Raw genomic sequence first — 23,156 nt, forward strand, 5'->3', positions numbered from 1 at the left:
ATGAGCAGCAACCCGTTCGAGAACCCAGACGGCGTCTACTCGGTGCTGGTCAACGACGAGGGACAGCACAGCCTGTGGCCGGACTTCGTGGACATCCCGGCCGGATGGACGCGCGTCCACGGTCCCGGGGAGCGCCAGGGGTGCCTGGACTACATCGAGTCCCACTGGACGGATCTGCGCCCCAGGAGCCTTCACCACCAGTGAGCTGAGGTCCCGGCGGACGGAGCACGGGGGCACCGTCCGCCGGGGGAGGACAGCGAGAAGGGCCCGGACCGGGGAGAGTTCCCCGAGGTCCGGGCCCTTCGCGCTGCCGCGTTCCGCTGCTATGAGGCCGAGTCGTTGGGCCGAGTGGGGCCGCGTTACGAGGCGGGCTGCTCCACCTTCGTCGCCGGGTCTCCGTCCACGGCCGCCGCGAGCATCGGAGCCAGCCTGTCCAGCGCGTACGGCAGGCTGAGGACCGTCCCCATGGACAGCGCGTTCCCGAAGTCACTCGTCTCGGCGACGAAGACCTCGCGGCCCTGCTTCACCACGTCGAGATCCCCGTACGTCGGGTCCTGGTGCAGCTTCTCCGCGTTCTTCTCGACGTCCTCCACGAACCACACCGCGACCTTCTGATTCAGCAGATCGGTGCGCTCCTTGCTGATGTTCGCGCCGAACTTGTCGCCGATCGCCTTGTCGAGACCGTCCGGCAGCGCGAAGCCGTACGACGTCAGGATCCGTGACCGCGGGTCCTGGCTGCCGAAGACGAACATGCCCTCGTACGGTGTGGCCATCACGCCCGACGCGCCGTCGAACGCGGGGTTCTCCTCGCGGGCCTTCGTGAAGCTCGCCTCCACTCCGTCGATCAGCTTCTTCGCCTCCGCCTCCTTGCCGAGCGCCTTGCCTATCGTCTCCGTCTGGAGTTCCCAGGGGATGCCGTAGTCGTTGTACTGCTTCGGCTGCGCGAGGACCGGCGCGAACTTCGAGAGCGTCGTGTACTGCTCCTTGGTGAGACCGGAGTACAGCGCGATGATCAGGTCCGGCTTGAGCGCGGCGATCCGCTCGGTCTGCGGTCCGGTGCCGGTGTCCTTCAGCAGGGTGGGGGTCGCGCCGCCGTTCAGTTCGGCCTCGGCCCAGGGCCCCAGCGCGCCCTTGTACGCGCCCAGCCACTCCGTCGTCCCGACCGGGACCTTGCCCAGCGCCAGCACGGCGTCCTGGTCGGTGAGGCCGACCGTGACGATCCGCTGTGGCTCGGAGTCGACCGTCGTACTGCCGAACTTGTGGGCGATCGTGACGGGGTACGACCCGGCCGCCGCCGTGTCCTTCCCCTGTTCCGCCGAGTCCTGCTTCGCGCCCGTGTCCGAGTCGGAACCGCACGCGGAGACGGTGGCGAACAGCAGGAGTACGGACGCGGACGCGGCGACGAGCCGGTCGGTGCGGAGGGTGCGGGCCATCTCAAGGGGTCCTTCGGGTTCGGTGCTTCTCTGGTGGGTGGATGCGGGGGGTGAGGTGGAGGCGAGTACGGGGGAGCCACGGGCTGCGAGATTCGGGGCTCATGGCGCGGTGTCACCTGACGGGGCGTCACCTGGTGCCGTCTCGCACGGTGTGGCGTCACCTGACGTGGTCTCGCGCGATGTGGTGTCACCTGGTGTGTCGTCGCGTGGCGCGGTGTCACCTGGCGCGGTGTCACCCGGGGTGGCGTCACCCGGTGTTGTTTCGCGGCTGTACGACCACGCTTCCCACAGTGCCGCGTAGCGGCCGTTCGCCGCGCGCAGTTCGTCGTGCGTACCGGATTCCACCGTCCGTCCGGCCTCCATGACCACGATCCGGTCCGCGCTCGCGGCCTGGGTCAGCCGGTGGGCGACGATCAGAGCCGTACGGCCGTCCACCGCGCGGGCGGCGGCCTTCTCCAGGGCGCGCGCCCCGGCACTGCCCGCTTCCGCGGTGGCCTCGTCGAGGATCGCGACCGGCGGATCGGCCAGCACCAGCCGCGCCAGGGCGAGTTGCTGCGCCTGCGCGCTGGTGAGCCGGTGCCCGCCCTCGCCGACGACCGTGGCCAGACCGTCCGGCAGAAGATCGGCCCAGCTCAGCGCGGACACGAGGTCGAGCGCCTCGCGCAGTTCGGCGTCGGTGGCGTCGGGGCGGGCCAGCCGCAGGTCGTCGGCGAGCGGTCCGGCGAAGACATGCACGTCCTGGGTGATCAGGGCGACGGTCCGGTGGAGCGTGGCCCTGTCGAGCGAGTCCAGTTCCGCGCCGCCGATCCGGACCGTGCCCTCGGACGGCCGGTGGATACCGGCGGCGATCTTCGCCAGGGTGGTCTTGCCGGCGCCGCTCGCCCCGACCAGCGCGACCCGCTCCCTCGGCGCGATCGTCAGATCCACCCCGTGCAGTACGGGATGGCCCGGTCGGTACGCGTGGGCGATCCCGCCGAGGGCGACGGACGCGTTGCGCGGCACGGCGGGCCGCTCCACCCGTACGGCGGGCGGCAGATCGGCCACCCCGACGAGCCGGGCCAGGCCCGCGGTCGCCGACTGCGCGTCGTCGATCAGCATCAGCGCCGAGTTGACCGGGGTGAAGAGACTGTGGAAGTAGAGCGCGGCGGCCGTCGCCGTACCGATCGACACGGCGTCGGCACGCACCAGCGCGAAGCCCGCCACCAGCACGGCCGCGAGTCCGGTGAACTCGGCCAGATGCAGCCGGCTGTAGAAGCGCAGCACCAGCTGGACACCGCGCATCGTCAGCGCCACCACCGACCAGGACCGCTCGGTGACCCGCTCCGTGTGCTCCTTCTCCAGCCGGAAGGCACGCACCGTCGGCGCCCCGCCGATACTGTCCAGAAGCTGCTGCTGCTGTGCTCCGTACGCGATGCGCTGCTCGGCGTAGAGCGGCGCCGCGTTGCGTATGTACCAGCGCGCGGTGTGCGCCTGGACGGGGACGGCGAGCAGCGCGGCGAGGAAGAACCGCCAGTCGAGCAGGGCCAGCGCGCCCAGGGTGAGGACGATCGCCAGCACCGAACGGGTCAGCTCCGGCAGCGCGTTGCGGACCGCGTCGGCGATCAGCGACACATCGCCGGTGACGCGCGCCGTCAGATCTCCCGAGCCGGCGCCCTCCACCTGCTCCAGGGGAAGATTCAGGGCCCGGTCCACGAACCGCTCGCGCAGCCGGGCGAGTACGGTCTCGCCGAGCCGGGAGACGAGCGAGAGCCCGAGGCCGGTGGCGGCGCCCTGGACGACGGCGACCGCGGCCAGCAGCATCACGGGTACGGTGATCGCGCCGACCGGGCGCGCCTCGGTGACCACGTCCACGATATGGCCCAGTACCGGCTGGACCACCAGTCCGACGGCCGTCGCGGCGACCGTGGTGACCAGGGCGGCGAGGGCCAGCGGGCGGTGAGGGCGCAGCAGTTCGCGGACGGCGGCGCGGGTGCGACGTGCGGAGGCGGTGGGGAGCAGCGCCCGTTCGTCGGCCGCTGTGCCGGGGTCGGGTTCCGCCGTGGTGTGGGCGGCGGCCGGGTCGGGCACGGTGTGCTCGTGCTTCACGCGAAGACCGCCGTCCGGTAGCTCTCGTGACGCCGTACGAGTTCGGCGTGGGGCGCCGCTCCGGTGACGCGCCCGCCCTGGACGAGCACCACCCGGTCGGTCATCGCGAGCAGCGCCGGACTCGTGGTGACCATGATCGTCGTACGCCCCCGCCGGAAGTCCCTGACGGCGTCGGCCAACCGGGCCTCGGTGACCGTGTCGACCGCCGTCGTCGGGTCATGCAGCACCAGCACCGGAGCGTCGGCCGCCAGTGCGCGGGCGAGGGCCACACGCTGGCGCTGGCCACCGGACAGGGACCGTCCGCGCTCGGTGACCGTCGTACCGGCGCCGTGCGGGAGAGCCTCGGCGACCTCGTCCGCGCCGGCCGCGGCCATCGCCGCCGTCACGATGTCACCGGCCGGGCCCGCGGCGGCGGGCACCTCGGTGGTCCGGCCCGCGGCGGCCGACACATTGCTGGTCAGGGTGCCCTCGAACAGATCGGCGTCATGGCCCGCGACCAGGAGCACCTTCCGGATCTCCGCCGGGTCCAGCGCCGTCAGGGCCGTACCGTCCAGTTCCACGGTCCCGGAGTCCGGATCGGCCACGCGCCCCAGACAGCCCAGCAGCGCCAGCGCGTCGGCCGGATCGGTGGCGACCACCCCGAGCAACTCGCCGGGCGCGGCCTCCAGATCGACGTCACGGAGCGTCGCGTACGAGACACCGCGCAGCCGTACATGGCCGCGTACCGGCACCGGCAGCGGGTCAGGACCCGGCTCCACCGCCGGGGGAGCGGCGAGCACCTTCGCGATACGGGCGGCGGAGGAACGGCCCTGGGCGAACTCGGAGTTCACCCAGCCGACCACTTCGAGCGGCCCGAGCAGGAACAGCGCCAGCCCGACCGCCGAGACCAGTCCGCCCAGACTGATGTCACCCGCGGCGGCCAGCCGGCCGCCTATCAGGGCGACCAGGGCGATGAACACACCCGTCAGCGTGAGCGTCATCCCCTTCTGCCAGGCCTGCGCCCGGGTCGCGCGCAACGTGGCGCCCAGTGAGGCACGGCTGGCGGAACGGTAGCGGGCGACGGCCGCCGACTCGGCGCCGATGCCCTTGAGCACCCGCAGACCGGCCACGAGATCCGCGGCGACTCCCGAGGCGTGCCCGGCCCGTTCCTGCTCGGCCTCGCTGCGCCGCTCCAGCGGCTTGCTCAGCAGATGGCCCAGCCACAGCAACAGGGGGGTGCCCAGCAGGACGACCAGACCGAGCGGTACGGAGATCCAGAGCAGGGCCGCGGCGCTGACACCCAGCGCGGCCAGCGCCGCCGCCGCCTCCATCACCGCGACGTTCACGGCGCCGACCCGCTTGGCGTCCTCGGTGGCGGTGTTCACCAGGGCCCCGGGGAGCCCCAGCGCCTCCGCGCCGCCCGCCGGATTCAGCACCCGTCCCACCAATGCGGTCCGCAGCTCGTGCGCCGCCGCCACGGCGGCCCGCTCCGACAGCCGGGCACCGTGACGGAAACTGAAGGAGAGTCCGACATACACGACGGCCAGCACGGCGATCCACAGCCACAGCGCGGCGCCGTCGGCCTTGGCGACGGCCTGGTCGATCACCAGGCCGATCAGCACAGGAACGAGCGCCTCTCCGGCCTGGTGCCCGGCCGCGAGGAGCGACGCGAGGACGACATCGCGCCGCTGTCCCCCCACCACACGCCTCAGGACGTCCCGCCCCGCCGGGCCTTCAGCCCCCACCGCACTCCTCCGGCTCCTGAGATCTCGGCCCGTCGATCAGGGCGAAAACTTAGGTAAGGCTATACTAAGTCGATACTGGCTGGCCACCCCCGAACAGGGCAGCGCACCCCGGCAGGACCGCTCGGACGAGCAGGCGCGGGAACGTACGCGGTCAGGACGTCGACGCCGGTCGCCCGTGCCCCGATCCGGCCCCTCGACGGACAGAATTCGCGAGCCCCGCGCACCCTGACGCGGAGCCTGCGCAGGGTTCCGCCGCTGTCCAGGCGCACGTCCCGCCCCGCGATGTGGTGGATTCCGGCGTGATCGGAGGACGCGAGTTCGAGAATCGCGCCCCGCGTGAACCCCGTGATACGGATCGGCTCCCGCTTGTCCGTCTCCGCCGCCGGATGTGTTCCACCCGGCGGCGGGCAGTGGCCGATACCTCACGCGTTCGCTTACGGCTTGGTCAACCGCAGGTACCACCACGGCCGACTCGGCGGGTCGAACCACTCACCGCAGAGCCGTTCGGACGCGAATGGGTCCGGCAACGTACGCCGCTCGAACTCCGCGTCGAGCTTGGCCACGATCCGATTCAGATCACGGCGTGCGGCCGGTGGCAACGCCTCAAGCATGGCTTGCACATGGTCCCGGCCCCCCAACACGTCATGGCACGGGCAATCCGCCAAAGGCACGTAGAGCAACCGGCCAGGCCGGCGCAAGAACCGCTCGTACTGGCCGAGCGCCTCGCTCAGGTACCCGGGCCCAAACCGCTGAGCCTCCAGGCGCCTGACAGCGGCCTGGGCTCCTTGTCGCAAGCCTCGGACCTGACTGAACCGACCTCGAATCAACCGCGTCTGGGCGCGCACCGCGCCGGGCGGCCTACGCGGCACTGCCCCCTTGGATCAATGTCATGGCGCCACCCTGCCACGCCATGAGCAGGGTCGCCGCTACTTTTCCTCCGGAACGGACCCGCTACCAGATGAGTACACCGCCCGCGACGCCCCGCGCACGCTCGCACGCGTCCTCGATGTTCCTCAGCCGCTGCGAGATCTGCCGTACGTACTCCGCGTGCGACGTCGCCGGATCGGCGCTGGGAGCTACGAGGCCGAGGTTGCTTCGGATCAAGGCACATTCAGCCAGGAAGTCCGCCGCCTGGTTCGGGGCGACTGTCAGATCACCGCCGGCCAGGACCGGAAAGAACGTCGCGCCCAGTGACCGAACCGCCTCGGAACCCCACACGACGGTGCGCCAGCTCTCGAAGCCCGCGAGGTCGGAACTGCCCGCCGGGACATCCAGCACATTCATCTGGTCGTCTTCACCGACGACGAACACATGCACCGACAAACTCATGGCCTCAGTCGATCATGGCCACGAAGCACTGGTCTACAAGGTTTCACGCCCAACGGCACGGAGGTCGTCGAAGACGCCGCTCGCCCGATCGAGTGAAGTGCGGAGAAGCACTGGTTTGAGTGAGGCCGGCGGGTCGGGTGTTCGCGTGAGGGGGCAGGGGCGCCACGATCTGGCAGCCGGTAGGCAGATCAGGGATGGACGGGACGCGCCACGTCGCCGAAAACGCCGCGGAGCACCCGGATGAAGGCCGCCACCGCGACCGGTACCGTCACGAGGCCGTCCAGCATCAGGACTGCGGACACAAGCCCCCTGAGGAGGAGGAGCCTGCCGTCTCCCGCGTCCTCCTCGGCACCCGCGGCCGTCCCTATGAGCCAGAGGAAGTTCGCGATCACGGTCCCCGTCAACAGGAGCCAGAAGCACCCGATGGCCACATTCCAGGTCCGGGTGACGGCCACCGGATACTGCTCGAGCCGGGCGCGGAAGTACTGCAGCACGATCAGCATGACGATGAGGATCAGTGTCAACGGCAGCCGCCATCCGTCGTCCGTCATCGCCCACTCGGTCAGGTCCTTCCAGCCCCCCAGCTCCAGCGAACTACTCGTGTGATCACGAGCGATCGCCTTCAGGCTGGACCCGGTCACCAGCAGAACGGTCGCGGGCGCCAGTCCGAACAGGCTCAGCAGCGGGTGGCTCAGGGGTCCGCGCCGCACCCACGGGTTCACCCACACTTGTTGCCGTGGCCCGGGACGAGCCGGCACGGTCCTCGGTCCTGCCGGGCGGGGCTGTGCGGGCGGCTGGTACGCGGGAGGCCCGTACGAGTGCGGTGTGGCGGAGCCCGGGTACGCGCTCCGCCCGGATGGGGGCGGGATGGACGGGGGCGGGGCGGACGACGGCGGAGTCCAGGGCCGGGAACCGGAGTCGGCCTCGGTGATCACTGCTGTACGAGGCGGTGGCCCGCCGCCTGTCCCCGCCCTTGTGGCGTCGTCCTCAGCCTCGACGCTGAGGAGCTGCTCTGCTTTCCGGGCGATCGCCAGGACAAGAGGGCCGGGCAGCCAGGGCTCGTCTGTACGGTGTTCCTCTGCCCGGGACAGCAGGTCTTCCGGAGAGGGACGGTCCGCCGGCCTCTTGGCCAGACAGTCGCCCACCACTGCGGCGTAGTCCTCCGGCATGCCGTTCAGGTTCGGTTCATTGTGGACAGCCCGGTACAGCAGTTCCGGTGGCGAGCCGTTCCCAAACGGGCCGCTCCCCAAGGCCGCGAAGGTCAGCACCGCCCCGAGCGAGAAGATGTCACTCGCGGGGCCCACCTGCTCCCCATGTGCCTGTTCTGGTGACATGTAGCCGGCGGAACCCACCACCGAGCCTGTTGCGGTGAAGGCAGTGTCGTCGGCTGTCCGGGCGATCCCGAAATCGATCAGCAACGGCCCGTCCGAGGACAGCAGCACGTTCGTCGGCTTGAGATCGCGGTGTACCAGAGCGCACCCGTGCACCGTGCTCAGGGCTCGGGCCAGCCCGGCAAGCAGCCGCCAAAGGGACGGTTCGGGTAGCGGTCCGTGGTCGTGGACGGCTTCGGCGAGGGACGGACCTGGAACATAGGCGGAGGCCAGCCACGGAATCGGGGCATCCGCGGCGGCGGCCAGCAACGGCACCGTTCCTGGCCCGGAGACCTCCCGGGACACACGGACCTCCCGCGCGAACCTCTCCCTGAAACCCGGCGCACTGGCCATCCCCGCATGCACCATCTTGACCGCCACCGTCTGACCGCCCGGCGACCGGCCGAGGTACACCCGCCCCATGCCGCCCTCACCAAGGCGGTACAGCAGCCGGTACGCACCTACCCGCCGCGGATCCTCAGCCGTCAGCGACTGCACCCAACACCCCCACTGAATAATGCACTTGGACGGTCAGAGAATTTTGGCAGTTGCGGGCCCACGCGGCCACAGGTATACAGCCGCCTGTGCGAGGCGTCGCGGTACCAGGCGCCGCCGCATGATCCGTGACGAGAACCACCAACAACCAGCCCCCTGGATGACCGTCCTACGGGGCCACCGGATACTCACCGGCATGTCCCTTGCTCCAGATGACGAGATCCACAGCCGCGAGGAGCTGGCCGCTTTCGTCCGCGCGCTGCACCAGGACTTCCTGCGGCAAGGCGATACGTGGGAGAACAACACACTCGCCACTTTCTTGGAAGCCCTCGCCACGTGGGTGCAAGCCTCTCCGGGCTTCTATCGGAACGTCGGCAAAGAGCTTCCAGCAGGCGGTGACTGGACCTTCATCGCCCGCGCGCTCCAAGCAGCCACGGTTTACGAGTAACCGGGGCCCGGCTTTCATCGGCTCTCCTCGCACCATTCCGGAGAGGCGACCGGGGTTCCTCGCGAAGGTCCCGGCAACGGCGTGACCGGAAGCTGTCGCCTGTCCTGCCGGTTCCCCGTCGAGGAAACCGCTGGCGCCGATGATGAGCAAGGTCATGCCCCGGCACGCGGTGCGGGGAGCTGAGCCGGATTTATGAAGTGGTCGGCCGGGCCGGCGAAAAATGCGGCGACAGGGCGGTTATCCGCCTCGGACTACACTTAAATGTCAGGAGGTTGTATGACGCACAGTAACCGCCCGATGTCGGGTGGTGTGCCATCTGATCCACTCGGAGACGGACTGCGAGCGGATCTGTCGAGAGCGATGGAATTGAACGGCATCGGCGGATTCGTGTGGGATCTGGAATCCGCGCGGGTCATGCTCGATCCGAGCGCACTTGCGATATTCGATCTGGCGCCCGATGAGTTCGACGGGAAGATATCCACGCTCTATGACCGGATCGTACCTGAGGAGCGGTCCGGTATCAGGGTGCGGACCGCTGAGATTATCGCGGATCCCGGGCGTTCGGCAAGTTGTGGGAATTATTTCCGTGTTCGTCAATCGGATGGCACCGCTCGGTGGGCACACTCACAGGCGGCCGTTGTGCGTGATGATGCCGGAAATCCCGTCCGGGTGATCGGTGTCCTCCGCGCCGAGCTGCATTATGCCGAGGAGCGGTCCGTCCTGGAGTCCGAGCGCCGTCACCAGGCAGGCGTTGTCCAGGCGACCACGACGGCTCTCTCCCAGGCGCTCGGTGTCGAAGATGTGCTGACGGCTCTGACCAGTCATGAGATTCTGGGCCCGGTGGGCGCCGTGGGAATATCGCTGACCGTTCTTGAGCAGAACAGACTGCGCAGACTGGCCACCGTCGGTATGCCTCCTAAATATGTACGGGAAGTGGAGTATGGTCGCCTTGACGACGACCGGCCGATCGCCGAGGTTTTCCAGACACAGAAAGCGCTGTTCGTCACGCGGGAAGACATACGGGCCAATTACTCGATGCTATGGCCTTATATCAAAGGGACAGGTTTTACCGCGTCCGCGGTCCTGCCTCTCATGGCACAGGCGCGGCTCACCGGCGTGCTCGCGATTCTCTACGAGGGAAAGAAAGGCTTCTCGCCCGAGGAGCGCAATCTGCTGACGGCTCTGTCGGCCACCGTCGCCCAGGCCTTCCAGCGGGCGCTGCTCTACGACGAGGAACACGCGATGGCGGTCGGTCTTCAGCAGGCCATGCTCCCGGCCAGGATCGAGGCGGTGCCGGGAGTGAGCGTCGCCGCGCGGTACCGGCCCGCGCGGGCCGGTCATCAGATAGGCGGGGACTGGTACGACGTGATGCCGCTGCCCGAAGGACGGGTGGGCCTCGTCGTGGGTGACGTACAGGGACATGACATTCAGGCCGCCGCTGTCATGGGACAGTTGCGGACGGCTCTTCGCGCGTATGCCACCGAGGGGCATTCGCCCGCCGCCCTCATGTCCAGGGCCTCGGCGTTTCTGCGCGACCTGGACACCGAGCGCCTCGCCACCTGTATCTATGTCAGCCTCGGCCCCGCCACCGGCCGCGCGGAGGTCGTCCGCGCCGGACACCCCAGTCCGCATGTCCGCACCGCCCGCGGAAGTACCCAACTGGCCGTGGACGGCGGGCCGCCGCTCGGCCTTCCGCCCGGACTCCCGCTCAGCCTGTCCGACCCCAGCGACGCTCCTTACCCCGTTCACCACTTTCACCTCGGCCGGCAGGAGACGCTCCTGCTCTGCACCGACGGACTGCTGGAGTTCCACGACACCGACATGGCCGCCGGTGAGCACCAGATACAGATGCTTCTCGACAGCGGTCCCGGCCCCGGCGAACTCGACCGGCTGGCGGAGCACATCGTCGCCAGCATCGAGGACCGGCAGGGCCAGGAAGACGATGTGGCCCTGCTGCTGGCGTCCCGGATCACCCCCGGCCCGTCACGGTGAGCGGCGTGGTACGCGCGCGGCGCGGAGGTCTGGACAGGGAGCACAAGCTTTCACTACCGGGTCAGCGGCTCCAGGGCGGGCACGGCTGAGGGGACAGTGGGCAGGCCGAGGGCCACATTGCCCACATGGATCAGCCGCTCCCGGTGTGGAGCCAGGAACGGGGCCGTCAACGGTGTCTCCATCGCACCGGTCAGACAGGACGCCAGACCCAGATCGGTCGCGGTCAGACACATGGTCTGCATCAGACAGCCGGTGTCGCGATAGACGAGACTCAGCGACATCCCTTCGTACTTCCAGGTGGTTCGGCCGGCGCAGGACGCCAGATAGATCCCGGCGGGTGGCGCCTCGGCCATGGCGGCGGCGTCGATGACGGTCCGCCGTTGCAGGACGGCGAGTTCATCGGTCCACGCGGAGAGCCGGTGCAGTGTGTGGGTGAACGGATCGTAGTGATAGGCCCCGCCCGCCAGCCCCTCCACCTCGCGCGCCAGCAGATACACCTCCAGACTGTGGCGTCCCCCGCCGGAGGGAGCCGCGCGGTGGGTCTGTTCGTACGCGCGCGGTGGGAGGTAGCCGCGCACCCGGGCGGTCCGGTCGAGGAACGCGCCGATGAGCGGGAGCGGCACCGGGGACGGGGCGAAAGCGCGGACGCTGCGGCGCTCGGCCAGCACCTCGGCCAGCGGGCGGCTCGGGATGTCACGGCCGTCGGGAAGCACGATGACCTCGGTGGCCTCGGGGTGGCTGAGGCGCGCGGGTGGCGGGGCGCCGCGCCGGGCATACGGGACGGGACCCCTCCCGGCCTGTGCGTGTACGGCGAGTTCATAGGGCGTCCAGCCGTCGCCGCCGGAGGCGACTCCTGTTCCCGTGGTGTTGTCACCGCGGTCGGCACCGCATTCGTCACCGCCCTCGGTGGTGCCTTCGGCCGGTGTGCGGGCCGGTGCGCACCGCTGGACGATCCCGGCCGAGGCAAGCCGGTCCAGAAGTCCGCGCGCCTCCTCGGCATGGCCGGAGTCCTGCCAGCGCTCGTGGAGTTCTTCCGCCGTCAGCGGGCGGTCGAGCTGGTGGAGCAGCCCGACGAGCACGGGCTTGACGGAGAACTTCCGCCATCGACGGCAGTCGACCAGGACGGGTCCCGCGCCCTCTCCCCACTCCAGCAGAATGTCGGGGTTGCGTCGGTAGCGGTGCTGGTTGTCCATGGGGCCACCCCTTTCTCTCGCTGATCGGGTGTCTTCCGTCGCACAGGCCGTGGACCGGGCGCCGTCACAGGAACGGCAGCGGGAACGGGTTCAGCTCGTCCTCGGTGAGGCTCCTCTCGCGTACGCCCATGGCGACCGGGGCCGTGAAGACACGGGGGCCGCCCCGTCGGTGGAAGTCGCTGCGCAGGGTGAGCGGGCACAGGCCGGGCACCACCGTCCTGACCACCGATACGCCGCACTCGGCCACATCGACCGGGGTGATGTCGACCGTGATGGTCTCGTACCCCCGGCCGGCCAGCCGGCGGACCGCCTCGTCCACGTCGGCCCGGAGTCCGCCGGCGGGTCTGGCGGGCGGGACCGGGTGCAGCGGGCCCTCGTCCCAGAAGCCCAGATGGTGCCGGCGCTCGGGGGAGCAGTAGTAGAGGGAGAATTCGCTGAGGCTGCTCAAGATGGCGTCGGGGCCGGGGATCTCCTCCTCCGCGAGCCAGATACCGGCGCCCGTCCGGCACAGACACGCTTCTTCCAGCGCTCCGAGGAGTGCCGCGTGCGGGTCGAGGTCGGCGCGGGCGGTGTGGACGACCACGGGCCGGTCGGGGGTGCCTTCGGCGAAACGGACGGCCACGGCCGGGATGCCGAGGTCGGTGGTCAGGTCCTTGCAGATGACCGTGGCGCCGTCCGCCGTGACCCGGTCGATGATCCGGCGGGCCGGGCCGTCCGCGAGCCGCGCGAGATCCAGGCTCGGCAGGGTGAGGCGGTTCTCCCAGAAGACGATGGCCGAGTCACGCTCGACGATCTCCAGCAGACCGCCGAGCACGGCGTGGTGGTATGTGCCGCCGGCCGCCAGGCCTGTGGAGATGGGGTCGAACCAGGGCTTGTGGCCCCGCGGGAAGCGGTACGGCAGATAGACCGCGCAGGCCGGTACATACCGCGTCCTACCGGTGGTCAGGGAGCGGCCCCGGACCCAGTCGATCTCCACCTCCGGGTCGAAGGGTCCGTACCGTGGCCGCTCGGTGTACTCCCTGGCCGAACCGAGAGGGAGCGTGCGCGGGTCGACGGCCTTGTCGCCGAGCGCGGCGAAGGTGGCGCGGATGAGCTGCTCCGGATCGTAGACGCCCGCGGCATAGCGCTCCATGGTCTCGCCGACGGCACAGACCCGGGCCCCGGTCGGGTCGCTCTTGACGGCGCCGCCGCGCGCCTCCGCCTTCACCGGGGAGAACCAGGTCGTGGTGGTCACCCCGGCGGTGCGCGCGTAGGTGGTGCTGTCCCGCCGGCCGTCGCTCCCGTCCACGCGCAGCTCCGGCACGAGCCCGGTCAGCGGATCGACCGCGCCGCGCATGAGCTCCCAACTGGTGTGCGCGTCAACGGTGTCCGCCTCGGGCCGCGTCGGCGGGACAACGGCCTGGGCGCACGCCGGGCAGTTCGGGGTGTGGAACAGTGCGTGGCGCGTACGCTCCAGCGAATCGTGGTCGATGTCGGTCAGGACCGGGGGACCGGTGCGCGGCTGCGTGGTGAGGGCCGTCAGCAACTCGTGGGCGAGGATTCCCGCGGCGATGGCGGTGGTGGGCCATGCCTCGCTCTCCGCCGCGCCCAGCAGCACATCGAAGGGCAGGCCGGCGACCGCCTGCCAGGTGTGGTTGGCGCGGATGCGCCGTACGAGGCAGACGGGGCAGGCGGTACGGGGCGGGGTGAGGGTGGCGAGGAGCAGACGGGTCGGCGTGCTCAGATACGTCACCAGCGGTGTGCCGCCGGCGAGGGAGAAGCGGGTCCAGCGGTGGAGTTCGGACTCTGCCAGACCGAGCGGCAGCAGTACGGCGTCGGCGCCCGGCGGTGGCGGTACGGCGTCGGCGTCCAGGGGCGGGAGTGCGGCGTCGGCGCGCAGGGGCAGGGCGTCGGCATTCAGGGGCGGGAGTACGGCGTCGGCGTCCGCGCTCCGCCCGGCGACCACCACCCTGACTCCGGCCCGGCTCAGATGCGTGGCTGTCTCGGCCGAAAGTAGCCCGTCGGCGGCCAGGACGACCGTGAGGTCGCCGCGCTCCTGCTCCCGTCCGTAGAGGGGATGGGGGCGCCGTCCGTCGCCGGGGTGGACAAGGCCGCGGTCACGCATTCCCTCGACGACGCGATCCGGTACGGCGTCGAGCGCGAGGAGGCCGTGCTCGCCACCACGCGGGGCGGGCACTCCGGCCGGGACGCGGAGGGTCCCCGTACTCGCGCAGATATAGAGGTGATCGTCGCGGCTGACGAGCCGTACATCGCGCCGGGGCACGAGGGCGGCGGAGCGGGGGGTGGCCGACGGGTCCGGGCTCGATTCCAATGCTGTCCGCCTTCTGGAGACTGGTCGGGGGCCGGGAGCAAGAAGGTGTCTCCCTGCCCGTCACGAGACAGGAAGACACCTGGCGCGCTACTCCGTCGGCCCGGTCTCCCGCTCCGTCACATCCGACACAGCGCTGAAGCAGCTGTGCCCGGCGAAAGCCGCCTCGGTCTCCGGGATCGACATTTCTTCGAAGAGTTCATCGTTTTCGAGCATGACGGTTGATTCCTTTCTCGGAACGGCACTCCTGAACAGCGCTGCCGTTATGGCTCGACGGAGCCTCGATGGCGCTTTCTTCATTGCATGGCACGTTCGAATAAACCGTCAAGGGAAAGCCGGAGAGTTTGCTGCGAATCGCCAGCGTGTAATTGTATTACCGGCAGGGGTGTTCCTTTCCTTTCGGTCCCCACCTCGTCCCTGCATCCCCACGCACCACCGTGCCGCACAGCAGCTCGGTCGTCGTCCCGTCGCCGCCGCCCCGCAGCACCGCGAGCAGCTTGTCCTCCGTCAGCCGTCCCCCGCCCGCCGCGCCGTGCGCGTCCATACGGCCGGTGGCCCCGTCGAAACCCCCGCCGCCCAGACCTTGGTGGAGCACCCCTTGCAGCAGTCCGCGGTCGAGGCGGTCGTCATGTCCGCCGGTGGTCCGCCAGGCCTGGTCGATGGTCTCGGCGAGCAGATGGGTCAGATGCTCGAAGAGTTCGAGCGGCGGCGGGTCGGTGCCGTCGGGGAGCCGCGGGATGTACGCGTGCGGGGCGAGGACCTCGCTGCGCCCGCGCATCCGCGACCGGAGCCCTGTGACGATCCGGCGCCCCGCATTACCGCCGTCCTGCTCGTTGAGCAGGACGACCGGCACCCTGCTGCGGCTGCGCCACCAGTTTGTCGAACGCGTCGATAAAACGCCCGACGCCCGGATGAGCCGGCATGCGGCTTTGTGGATCCCCCGAAGTCACCAATTGTTTCCGTTGACTCTCGTACAGAAACGTGGAGTCGGCCCATCGGTGCGCGGGCGATGGACCGCCCCGGCGCGGCGTGGGGCGGACAGGGTCCGGGTCCGCGCCCGGTCCAGCCGGTCGTCCGGTCTAACCGGTACCGCCCAGGGCGGCGCGGTGGGCCACGAGGGCCGCGAGATCGTCGGCGCGGGTGCCCGAGACATACGCGAGAATGTCCTGCTCAAGGAGGTCCAGGAACTGGCGGGGCGCGGTGAAGGCCCAAGGCCGGACACGTTGGGCGAGGGGATAGAAGGTCCCGGCGTGATCGCGGGTCTCGCTGACACCGTCGGTGTAGAGCAGCAGACTGTCGCCGACGGCGAAGGGGATCGTGTCCACGCGGTAGTGATCGCCGAGCAGGGCGGCCATGTTGATGGGTGCCGACGGCGCGCTGGGTTCAACCTCGCGCACATCGCCGTCGTGCAGCAGCAGCGGTGGCGGGTGCCCGCAGTTGACCAGCCGTGCGACGGGCTCATCGGTGGGAATCTCGACCAGCACGATCGTGACGAAACGCTCCAGTACGTCCTCGCTGGGGACGACCTCGCAGTACCCGTTGATACCGCTCTCCAGCCGGCCCGCCAGGGACGGCAGGTCGGGGCTGTCCTTGACGAACACCCGGAACGAGCTGAGGACGACGGAGGCGGCCTCGACGGCGGGCAGCCCCTTGCCGCGCACATCACCGATGATCAGCCGTACCCCGTACGGGGTCTGTAGCGCCTCGTAGAAGTCACCGCCGATACGGGCGTGCGCGGCGGCGGCCCGGTAGAGCACCTCGATGTCGACCTGCCCGAGATGATTCGGCAGCGGGCGTTGCAGTACCCGCTGCGCGGTCTCCGCCACGGCGCAGACCTGGGCGAGCGTGCGCTCCCGGTTCTGCCGTACGCGGCTGGCGTAGGCGGCGGCCAGGGTGATCGTCGCGATCGCGAGCAGTGTGAAGTAACCGGGTGTTCGGTTCAGGTCGTGCTCGACGACGAGACCGAGGGCCGTGTCGGCCGTCAGGGCCAGCAGCCCGACGCCCAGCGTGCCGGCTACGGGGAACATGGCGGCGGCCAGCGCCGGTGCCACCCCGAGCAGCCGGTTGAACTGCAGATGGGGTGTGAAGGCCGCCGCCACCGAGACCACGACGATCACCAGCAGAGGAGTGAGGAGCGCCGTCTCGAACGGACGGCCCTGGTCCCGCATCCGCTGGGAGAGCCGCTTCGGGGCGGTCACGGTCACCTGACTGAGCGTGCTGATTGCAGAAATGGAACATTCCCCTCATATCGAAGCACTAGCCACTTTTCGTTGAGGGGACCGAATAGTCAAGGCCCAGCTGCCTCGGCCTCTGTGATCCGTCACCGGACGGAACCGGTCGAGCACCGTCGGATTCCGTACGGCCCCGACCGGCCCCGACCGGCCCCGGCGCCGGCTCAGGGGCGTAGGTGCGCCAGGCGGCACGCCTCGTTGGCGTGGGCCCGCTGGACGTTCCGTGCGGTCAGACCGTCCACGCAGTCCCGGTAGGCGTAGGTGTAGTCGCCTTCCCCCAGCTGGCACTGGAGGCTCAGGAGCGGATGGGGGTACCCCATGTTCTGGAGGTACCGGGAACACTGCTCGTATGTGGCATGGGCCGGGGTCGTGGCGGTCAGCGGCAGGGCGATGAGGGCGGCGGCCGTCATGGCCCGCGCGAGGGTTTTCAGCATGGCCCGACAGATACCGGTGATCGGCCCCGCCGCGACGGCGATCGGGGAGCGGCTTCACCCGTACGAGGGCAAAGGTCATACGGGCGCGCCGCGCCGCGGGAGTGCTCGGGCCGGACGCGGCCGGACCGGCCGGACCGGTCCTCAGGCCTTCAGCTGGGTGAAACGGATGCTGTTGCCGAAGGGGTCGCGGAGGGCGCAGTCGATTCCGTACGGGCGCTCGGTGGGTTCCTCGGTGAACTCGACGCCCCGGCCCAGCAGCGTGTCGTACGTCGTGCGGCAGTCGTCCGTGCTGAAGATGAGCGAGCCGCCCGTGGCGCCCTTGGTCAGCAGCTCGCGGACCTGCTGCGCCGTCTCCTCGGACAGCGCCGGAGCTCCCGGCCTCTCCAGCAGGATCTGCCGCTCCGGATGGCCGGGGACATGGACGGTCAGCCAGCGCATGAAGCCGAGGTCGACATCGGAGTTGACCTCCAGGCCGAGCTTGCCGACGTAGAAATCGAGGGCCTCGTCCTGGTCGAGGACGTATATCTGTGAGTGTGTGATCGCGTTGAACATGTGCGTCACGCTACCGGGCAAGCCGGGCGAAAACTTATCCGAAACTGCTCGGATGGCGGACGGTACGCGCGGTGTGCGGACGGTCACGGGCTCGGCCGCATCCATGCCATGGTGAAGCAGGTCGGAACGCCCGTGGCCGCCGTTCTCCTTTCCTTGCGGTACTCCCTCGGCGACCGGCCGACGATGTCGTGGAACGTGCGGCTGAAGGTTCCCGGGCTGCCGAAGCCGACTTCGAAGCAGATGTCCGTCACACTGCGATCGGTCTCCCGCAGCAGGAACATCGCACGCTCGACACGGCGGCGCTGCAGGTAGCGGTGCGGCGTCTCGCCGAATGTGGCCCGGAAAGTGCGGGTGAAGTGTGCCTGGGACACATGGGCGATCCGGGCCAGGGCCGGGATGTCCAGCGGCTGCGCGTAGGCGCGGTCCATCGCATCCCGTACCCGGAGCATCCGGCGGTTCGTCTCTTCTGCGGCACGGCTCACGACGCCATCACACCACGGTCCTCCGCCGTTCTTGGCAGGCCCCATGACAGCAGTGCGACCGAAGCCGTCACCCGACCGTCGGCGCATCCCCGGTTCGGCACATCCCCGGTTCGGCGCATGCCCGGTTCGGCGCATGCCCGGTTCGGGTTCGAGCGGGGTCAGCCCTCGGTGACGTTGGCCGTCAGCAGGCCCTCGGCACCGTCCGACCTCTTCCCGGCGCGCTCAGGAGACCCCGGGACAGGGCTGAGCCGGGTCCTTGACGGAGTCGGCGCCCCGGCCGGAGCGTCCCGGTCTGCCGTCGGAACCTCCCGGCCCGCTGTCGGAGCGTCCCGGCCCGCCGTCGGCGGGGGCGGTGACCGGGTGCGCTTCGACGAGTGTCCGCAGCAGACTCAGACCGGCCTCGGCCGGGGAACCACGCCGGGCGCTGTACATCAGCGTCCACTGGCCGGACTCGTCCGGCATGCGCAGCGTCTCGAAGGAGAGCTCCATCGGCCCCACCAGCGGATGGTGGAAGGACTTCACCCCGGACACACAGTTGCGTACCGGATGGCGCTGCCACAGCGCGGCGAACTCCGGGCTCTTCATGAGCAGTTCGCCGACCAGTTCGGCCAGCCGGCGGTCGTCGGGACAGCGGCCGGCCATCAGCCGCAGCGAGGACACGGCGCGCCTGGCCTCCTCCTCCCAGCGCGGATACAGCTCGCGGGTGTGCGGGTCGAGGAAGAGCAGCCGCTGAAGATTGGGACGCCCGGTCTGCCGGTCGGGAGCGGCGAAGTCGAGATGGTCCCCGACCAGGCCGTGGCCCAGGGGATTCCAGGCGAGGACATCGCTGCGCCGGTCCAGCACGATCGCGGGAACGCCGTCCATGGCGTCGATGAGCTGCTTCGTACCGGGCCGGACGCAGACCGCCCGCTCCGGTGGACGGCGCCTGGCGCGGCCGGGACGGGCGAGGTTCCGCAGATGGGTGTGTTCGTCGTCGCTCAGCCGGAGCGCGCGGGCGAGCGCGTCGAGCACCCCCTCGGAGGCGTTGCCGCTCTGGCCCTGCTCCAGCCGCGCGTAGTACGCCGGGCTCACCCCGGCGAGCTGCGCCAGCTCCTCGCGCCGGAGGCCCGGCACACGCCGCTGCGCCCCGTACGAGACCAGTCCGACGTCCTCGGGCTTCAGCCGTGCGCGCCGTGTGCGCAGGAATTCACCAAGCTCCGCGGGAGTGTCCATGCGGACCAGTATGGCCGCGGCCCTCCGTCCGGACCGGGGCCTGTCCACACCCTGCGAGTGGTAGGACCAGCGGTCACACGCATGCCTCGCGTACGCGGCGCGCGTGGCTGGCTGCCCCCTCGACGTCACCGCAGACTCTCGGTCGGCGTGATGGTCATGCCTGGTCAAGGACGAGAGGGAACCCGACGATGTCGACACTCGACGATGTGTCAGAGCAGCGGCCTTCAGCACACCCCGAGCGGCTCACCGGCCGGCTGAGGCTCGTCCTGGTGGTCCTGCTGGTCGCGCAGTTCATGCTCGCCGTGGACTTCTCGATCCTGAACGTCGCGCTGCCCGTGATAGGCAGGGGCCTGGGCTTCTCGCTGGGGAACCTCCAGTGGATCGCCACCTCGTTCGCCCTCGCCGCCGCCGGATTCACCCTGCTCTTCGGCCGGATCGCCGACCTTGTCGGCCGGCGCCGGCTCTTTCTGACCGGGCTCGCGGTCCTGGGCGCCGCCTCACTGCTCGGGGGGCTCGCCGTCAGCCCCGAGACCCTGCTGATCGCCCGTGTCGCACAGGGGCTGGCGACCGCCGCGGTGACCCCGGCCGGTCTCTCGCTGCTGACCTCGTCGTTCCCCGAGGGCCCGCTGCGGTCCAGGGCGCTCGGTCTCAACGGCGCGCTGATGTCCGCAGGGTTCACCACCGGCGCGGTGCTCGGTGGTGTACTCACCGATCTGCTGAGCTGGCGTTGGTCGTTCCTGATCAATGTGCCCGTCGCGCTGGCTGTGCTGATCATCGCGCCGGCCGTGATCTCCGAGAGCCGGGGCGAGGACCGGGCACGGCTCGATCTGCCGGGCGCGCTGGCCGTGACCGTGGGACTGCTCTCGCTGGTGTACGGGCTGACCATGGCGGGCGAGCATGGATTCGGCGCCCCGAAGGCCCTGGCCGGGCTGGTCCTGGGCGTGGTGCTGCTGGTGGTCTTCTACTTCGTGGAGAAGAGGGTGCCCCGGCCGCTCGTTCCGGTACGTATCCTCCGGCGGCGTTCGGTGATTTTCGGAAACCTGGCGGGTCTGCTCGCCTTCGTCACCGAGACGTCCCTCGTCTTCCTGATGACCCTCTACCTTCAGAAGGTGCTCGGGTTCTCACCGCTCGCGGCCGGTCTGTCCTTCGGTGTACTGGGTCTGGGCACCGTCGTCGGCGGTGTCACCGCGGCCCGGGTGATCGGCGGGATCGGCACCACCCCGACGCTGGTGACAGGCGGCCTGGTGCAGGCGGTGGCCACGGTGGCGCTGGTCGGTCTCGGCGACGGCCGGGGCTCGATGTGGTTGCTGCTGACCGCGACCTTCGTCGGCGGTGTGGGGAACATGCTCGTCATCGTCGGGTTCATGGTGACCGCCACCTCGGGTCTGCCCGACGCGGAGCAGGGCATGGCGACCGGTATGGCCACGATGAGCCAGCAGATCGGTATCACCATGGGCACACCGATCATGAGCGCCATCGTCACGGCGCGTGTCGGCGGGTCCGCCGACCCCGAGGTGATCCTCGACGGTGTGAGTGCCGCCGTGCTGGTCAACGCGCTCATCGTGCTGGCCGGAGTGATCATGGCCGCGCTGTTCCTGCGTACCGGGAAGGAGACGAAGGGTCTCCAGCGGATCTGAGCCTTCGAGGCGCACGGTCTCCTCGAAGCCGCGGCGGAGCGGCCGCGCGGCCGCCGCCCGCCTCGCGGGCGGCACCTCGGTGAGTGAGGGGCCGCCCGCGATCTGTCCGGCGGTGGAGTGCCGAGGGGCACGTCCTAGCCGAGGGGCACGTCCTAGAGGACGACGATGCCTTCGCCACCGACGGCGTCGGGCACGGGGGTGGTGCTGATCTTGGCGAGGGAGCCGTCGTCATTGATACGGAAGCCGTCGACGGCCCCGACGCCGCCTGTCTGTACGTACAGGTAGTGGTTGTCGGGTGTGACGGCGCTGTCGACGGTGCCCGTACCGGTGGGGGTGTTGCCGAGCGGAGCGAGGCGTGCTCCCCGGGTCTGCCGGAACCCGGAGACGGTGTTGCTGCCCGCGTTGGAGACGTAGAAGCGGTTTCCGGCGCGGGTGACCCAGCAGCTGGCCTGCTGGCCGGTGAGGATGTCGTCGAGCAGTGTGATGTCACTGTCGTTCTCGATACGGAACGTCAGAACGGCGTTGGGACCCGCGTCCGCGACCACCAGGCGGCCCTGCCGGTCGAAGGTCAGACCGAAGGGCGCCGAGCCGGCCTTGCTGCTGACGACGGGCCGGGCCGAGGGGGTGCCGGAGCTGTCGAAGGGGAAGACGGCGATGCTGTTGCCGCCCATTTTGGTGCTCACGACGAGCCGCGACCCGTCGGGGGTGAAGGTGACCTGCCCCGGAGTGTGGAGGAACTCCGGCGCGGTGGAGGTGTTCAGACGCAGGGCGCGGTGCCACGCCGGGACGCGGTGGAGACCCTTCTCGGTGAGCCGGTAGCCCTGGACGGACCCTCCGTTGCGTGCGTTGAGGACATAGACGCGGTCCTCGTGCACCGTGACGCTGACAGGGAAGGTGCCGCCGGAGGAGATGACCTGCCGGCGGTGGAGCCGCTCACCGTCGACGGAGAACGCGGTGATCGAGTTGCTGCCGGCGTTGACCGCGTACAGCAGTTTGTGGCGACGGTCGTAGGTGAGGGATCCCTGGGACGCGAGATGGTCGACGACGGAGCCGCCGAGGATCCCGCCCTTGCCGTTGGTGGCGTAGACGGCTCGCTTGTGGAGGGTGCCGTTGGGGGCACGGTGATAGGCGACGATCTTGTTGCCGCTGGTGCTGTCGGTCTGGACGAAGACGGGGCCCTGGTGTTCTCCGGCCGGCCGGGGCGATTCTGCGGACGCGGGAATCGCGCACGCGGCGACGAGAGCGGTCACCGCGGCGGCGATCCTGGTGGTCCGGACGAACATGCTTGCGCGCTGCATCGTTCCCCTTCGGGCTGAGGCGGGTTCGCGTGACGGACGCCTGCCGGGCCGGTCCGGCCGAGGGCAGGGTCCGTCGTCATGATCGTGCGAGCGGGTCCCGGAGCCGTGGACCGACCGGGACCGTTCCCCCGGGGGAGTGAGCGCTGTGGCATCGGACGGCGGCACACACCCGGACCCCGACCCGGACCCGGACCCGGGCCTGGCCGCCGGCTGCCGGCCCAGGGCGGGGGCCACCTCGGTCGCGATCGGCTCAAGGGCACGGATCGCGGCGTCGTGGCCGGGTACGGCGGGGTTGAACCGGGTGATCAGGCCGGTCGCGACAGGCAGGACCTTCTCCTGCCCGAGCGCCACGACGATCTCCTCGGGCGGACCGTAGAACGAGTGGAAGCGGCGCAGCGCCTCATCCCTGTCCAGGCCCCTGGGAAAGGCGCCGTTCGCCCCAGGGGCGCCGCACCTCGTCGGTCGGGGCGTCGAAGCCGTACGCGGCACGGTTGAGCAGCAGGTTCTGGCGCGGGCCTCAGTCGTTGACGAGCTGGGGCCCGAGTGTGTGACGGTTGGCCGGTACGGGCAGGCCGAGGTTGGCACGCAGGGTGGCGCCGGCGCCCGTGGAGGAGGCGTCGCCGCCGCAGGCGCCGAGCGCGGGGACGAGCAGGGTGACGAGCGCGGTTCCGAGGACCGCGAGGCGCGGGCGGCCGGTCCGTCGGGCGCGGATCAGCCGGGTGGCGGGCGGCGGTCGCCGCTGCCGGGGGCGGTCAGGCGACGGTGGGCCGCGGGCGGCTGGTGGTCAGCGACAGAGGGCGCTGCGGGTGCGCCGCAGATCCACGTAGCGGCACATCACACCGGGGTGCGTCGTAAGCATGCTGCACATCCTGGCGACGGCCGTCGGCGACTGTCCATGGACACCAATTGGTGTCTCATTGGGCGGGGCGGCCT

Annotated in this window: 20 protein-coding genes; 5 read left to right on the forward strand and 15 right to left on the reverse strand. The window is 70.2% G+C overall.

Going from position 1 to position 23,156, the window contains the following annotated elements:
- Window positions 1-204 (forward strand): MbtH family protein, encoded by a 204-nt coding sequence (locus ACWGDX_RS08815; protein ID WP_453623624.1) that lies wholly within the window; start codon window positions 1-3, stop codon window positions 202-204.
- A gap of 155 nt (window positions 205-359) precedes the next feature.
- Here the strand turns inward: ACWGDX_RS08815 and ACWGDX_RS08820 are convergent, their stop codons facing one another.
- The 5 genes from ACWGDX_RS08820 to ACWGDX_RS08840 all read right to left on the reverse strand — a co-directional run bounded on the left by ACWGDX_RS08820 (window position 360) and on the right by ACWGDX_RS08840 (window position 8,439).
- The gene (locus ACWGDX_RS08820; RefSeq protein ID WP_453623626.1) at window positions 360-1,433 is read right to left on the reverse strand and encodes an iron-siderophore ABC transporter substrate-binding protein; all 1,074 of its coding nucleotides are present in this window, start codon (window positions 1,431-1,433) and stop codon (window positions 360-362) included.
- 99 nt (window positions 1,434-1,532) lie between these two features.
- The gene (locus ACWGDX_RS08825; protein ID WP_453623771.1) at window positions 1,533-3,431 is read right to left on the reverse strand and encodes an ABC transporter ATP-binding protein; all 1,899 of its coding nucleotides are present in this window, start codon (window positions 3,429-3,431) and stop codon (window positions 1,533-1,535) included.
- 83 nt (window positions 3,432-3,514) lie between these two features.
- On the reverse strand, window positions 3,515-5,242 hold the full coding sequence (locus tag ACWGDX_RS08830) for an ABC transporter ATP-binding protein (protein WP_453623628.1): 1,728 nt from the start codon (window positions 5,240-5,242) through the stop codon (window positions 3,515-3,517).
- A gap of 951 nt (window positions 5,243-6,193) precedes the next feature.
- Window positions 6,194-6,571, reverse strand: coding sequence for a hypothetical protein (locus ACWGDX_RS08835; RefSeq protein ID WP_453623630.1), 378 nt, complete (start codon window positions 6,569-6,571; stop codon window positions 6,194-6,196).
- 188 nt (window positions 6,572-6,759) lie between these two features.
- Complete coding sequence (locus ACWGDX_RS08840) at window positions 6,760-8,439, reverse strand: serine/threonine-protein kinase (RefSeq protein WP_453623632.1); 1,680 nt, start codon at window positions 8,437-8,439, stop codon at window positions 6,760-6,762.
- Window positions 8,440-8,557: 118 nt separating this feature from the next.
- Here ACWGDX_RS08840 and ACWGDX_RS08845 point away from each other — a divergent pair, with 118 nt between their 5' ends.
- Window positions 8,558-8,884 (forward strand): DUF7660 family protein, encoded by a 327-nt coding sequence (locus tag ACWGDX_RS08845; RefSeq protein WP_453623634.1) that lies wholly within the window; start codon window positions 8,558-8,560, stop codon window positions 8,882-8,884.
- Window positions 8,885-9,298: 414 nt separating this feature from the next.
- Complete coding sequence (locus ACWGDX_RS08850; RefSeq protein WP_453623773.1) at window positions 9,299-10,876, forward strand: SpoIIE family protein phosphatase; 1,578 nt, start codon at window positions 9,299-9,301, stop codon at window positions 10,874-10,876.
- Between the two features lie 53 nt (window positions 10,877-10,929).
- Here the strand turns inward: ACWGDX_RS08850 and ACWGDX_RS08855 are convergent, their stop codons facing one another.
- The 9 genes from ACWGDX_RS08855 to ACWGDX_RS08895 form a co-directional block, all read right to left on the reverse strand.
- Window positions 10,930-12,069 (reverse strand): SagB family peptide dehydrogenase, encoded by a 1,140-nt coding sequence (locus ACWGDX_RS08855; protein WP_453623636.1) that lies wholly within the window; start codon window positions 12,067-12,069, stop codon window positions 10,930-10,932.
- A 64-nt stretch (window positions 12,070-12,133) separates the two neighbouring features.
- The gene (locus ACWGDX_RS08860) at window positions 12,134-14,380 is read right to left on the reverse strand and encodes a YcaO-like family protein (protein ID WP_453623638.1); all 2,247 of its coding nucleotides are present in this window, start codon (window positions 14,378-14,380) and stop codon (window positions 12,134-12,136) included.
- 87 nt (window positions 14,381-14,467) lie between these two features.
- Window positions 14,468-14,593, reverse strand: coding sequence for an azolemycin family RiPP peptide (locus ACWGDX_RS08865; protein ID WP_453623640.1), 126 nt, complete (start codon window positions 14,591-14,593; stop codon window positions 14,468-14,470).
- 157 nt (window positions 14,594-14,750) lie between these two features.
- Window positions 14,751-15,230: a hypothetical protein gene (locus ACWGDX_RS08870; RefSeq protein WP_453623642.1), complete on the reverse strand. Its 480-nt coding sequence runs from the start codon at window positions 15,228-15,230 to the stop codon at window positions 14,751-14,753.
- Window positions 15,231-15,456: 226 nt separating this feature from the next.
- On the reverse strand, window positions 15,457-16,581 hold the full coding sequence (locus ACWGDX_RS08875) for a PP2C family protein-serine/threonine phosphatase (RefSeq protein ID WP_453623644.1): 1,125 nt from the start codon (window positions 16,579-16,581) through the stop codon (window positions 15,457-15,459).
- A 191-nt stretch (window positions 16,582-16,772) separates the two neighbouring features.
- A complete protein-coding gene (locus ACWGDX_RS08880) occupies window positions 16,773-17,042 on the reverse strand; it encodes a hypothetical protein (protein ID WP_453623646.1) in 270 nt (89 codons plus the stop codon).
- A gap of 141 nt (window positions 17,043-17,183) precedes the next feature.
- Window positions 17,184-17,594, reverse strand: coding sequence for a VOC family protein (locus ACWGDX_RS08885; RefSeq protein WP_453623647.1), 411 nt, complete (start codon window positions 17,592-17,594; stop codon window positions 17,184-17,186).
- Between the two features lie 83 nt (window positions 17,595-17,677).
- Entirely contained in the window at window positions 17,678-18,076 is a 399-nt protein-coding gene (locus ACWGDX_RS08890) for a helix-turn-helix domain-containing protein (RefSeq protein WP_453623649.1), read from the reverse strand.
- A 222-nt stretch (window positions 18,077-18,298) separates the two neighbouring features.
- Complete coding sequence (locus ACWGDX_RS08895) at window positions 18,299-19,288, reverse strand: helix-turn-helix transcriptional regulator (protein ID WP_453623651.1); 990 nt, start codon at window positions 19,286-19,288, stop codon at window positions 18,299-18,301.
- Between the two features lie 188 nt (window positions 19,289-19,476).
- On the opposite strand from ACWGDX_RS08895, the gene ACWGDX_RS08900 reads away from it, so the two are divergent.
- Window positions 19,477-20,925 carry an MFS transporter gene (locus ACWGDX_RS08900; RefSeq protein WP_453623653.1) on the forward strand — a complete coding sequence of 483 codons (1,449 nt, stop codon included), beginning with the start codon at window positions 19,477-19,479 and terminating at the stop codon, window positions 20,923-20,925.
- 152 nt (window positions 20,926-21,077) lie between these two features.
- On the opposite strand, the gene ACWGDX_RS08905 is transcribed toward ACWGDX_RS08900, so the two are convergent.
- Window positions 21,078-22,223, reverse strand: a complete 1,146-nt coding sequence (locus ACWGDX_RS08905; RefSeq protein WP_453623655.1) for a lactonase family protein — start codon at window positions 22,221-22,223, stop codon at window positions 21,078-21,080.
- Between the two features lie 145 nt (window positions 22,224-22,368).
- On the opposite strand from ACWGDX_RS08905, the gene ACWGDX_RS08910 reads away from it, so the two are divergent.
- The gene (locus ACWGDX_RS08910; RefSeq protein WP_453623657.1) at window positions 22,369-22,599 is read left to right on the forward strand and encodes a hypothetical protein; all 231 of its coding nucleotides are present in this window, start codon (window positions 22,369-22,371) and stop codon (window positions 22,597-22,599) included.
- The last annotated feature ends 557 nt before the right edge of the window (window positions 22,600-23,156 follow it).

The sequence above is a fragment of the Streptomyces sp. NPDC055025 genome, from assembly GCF_053608565.1.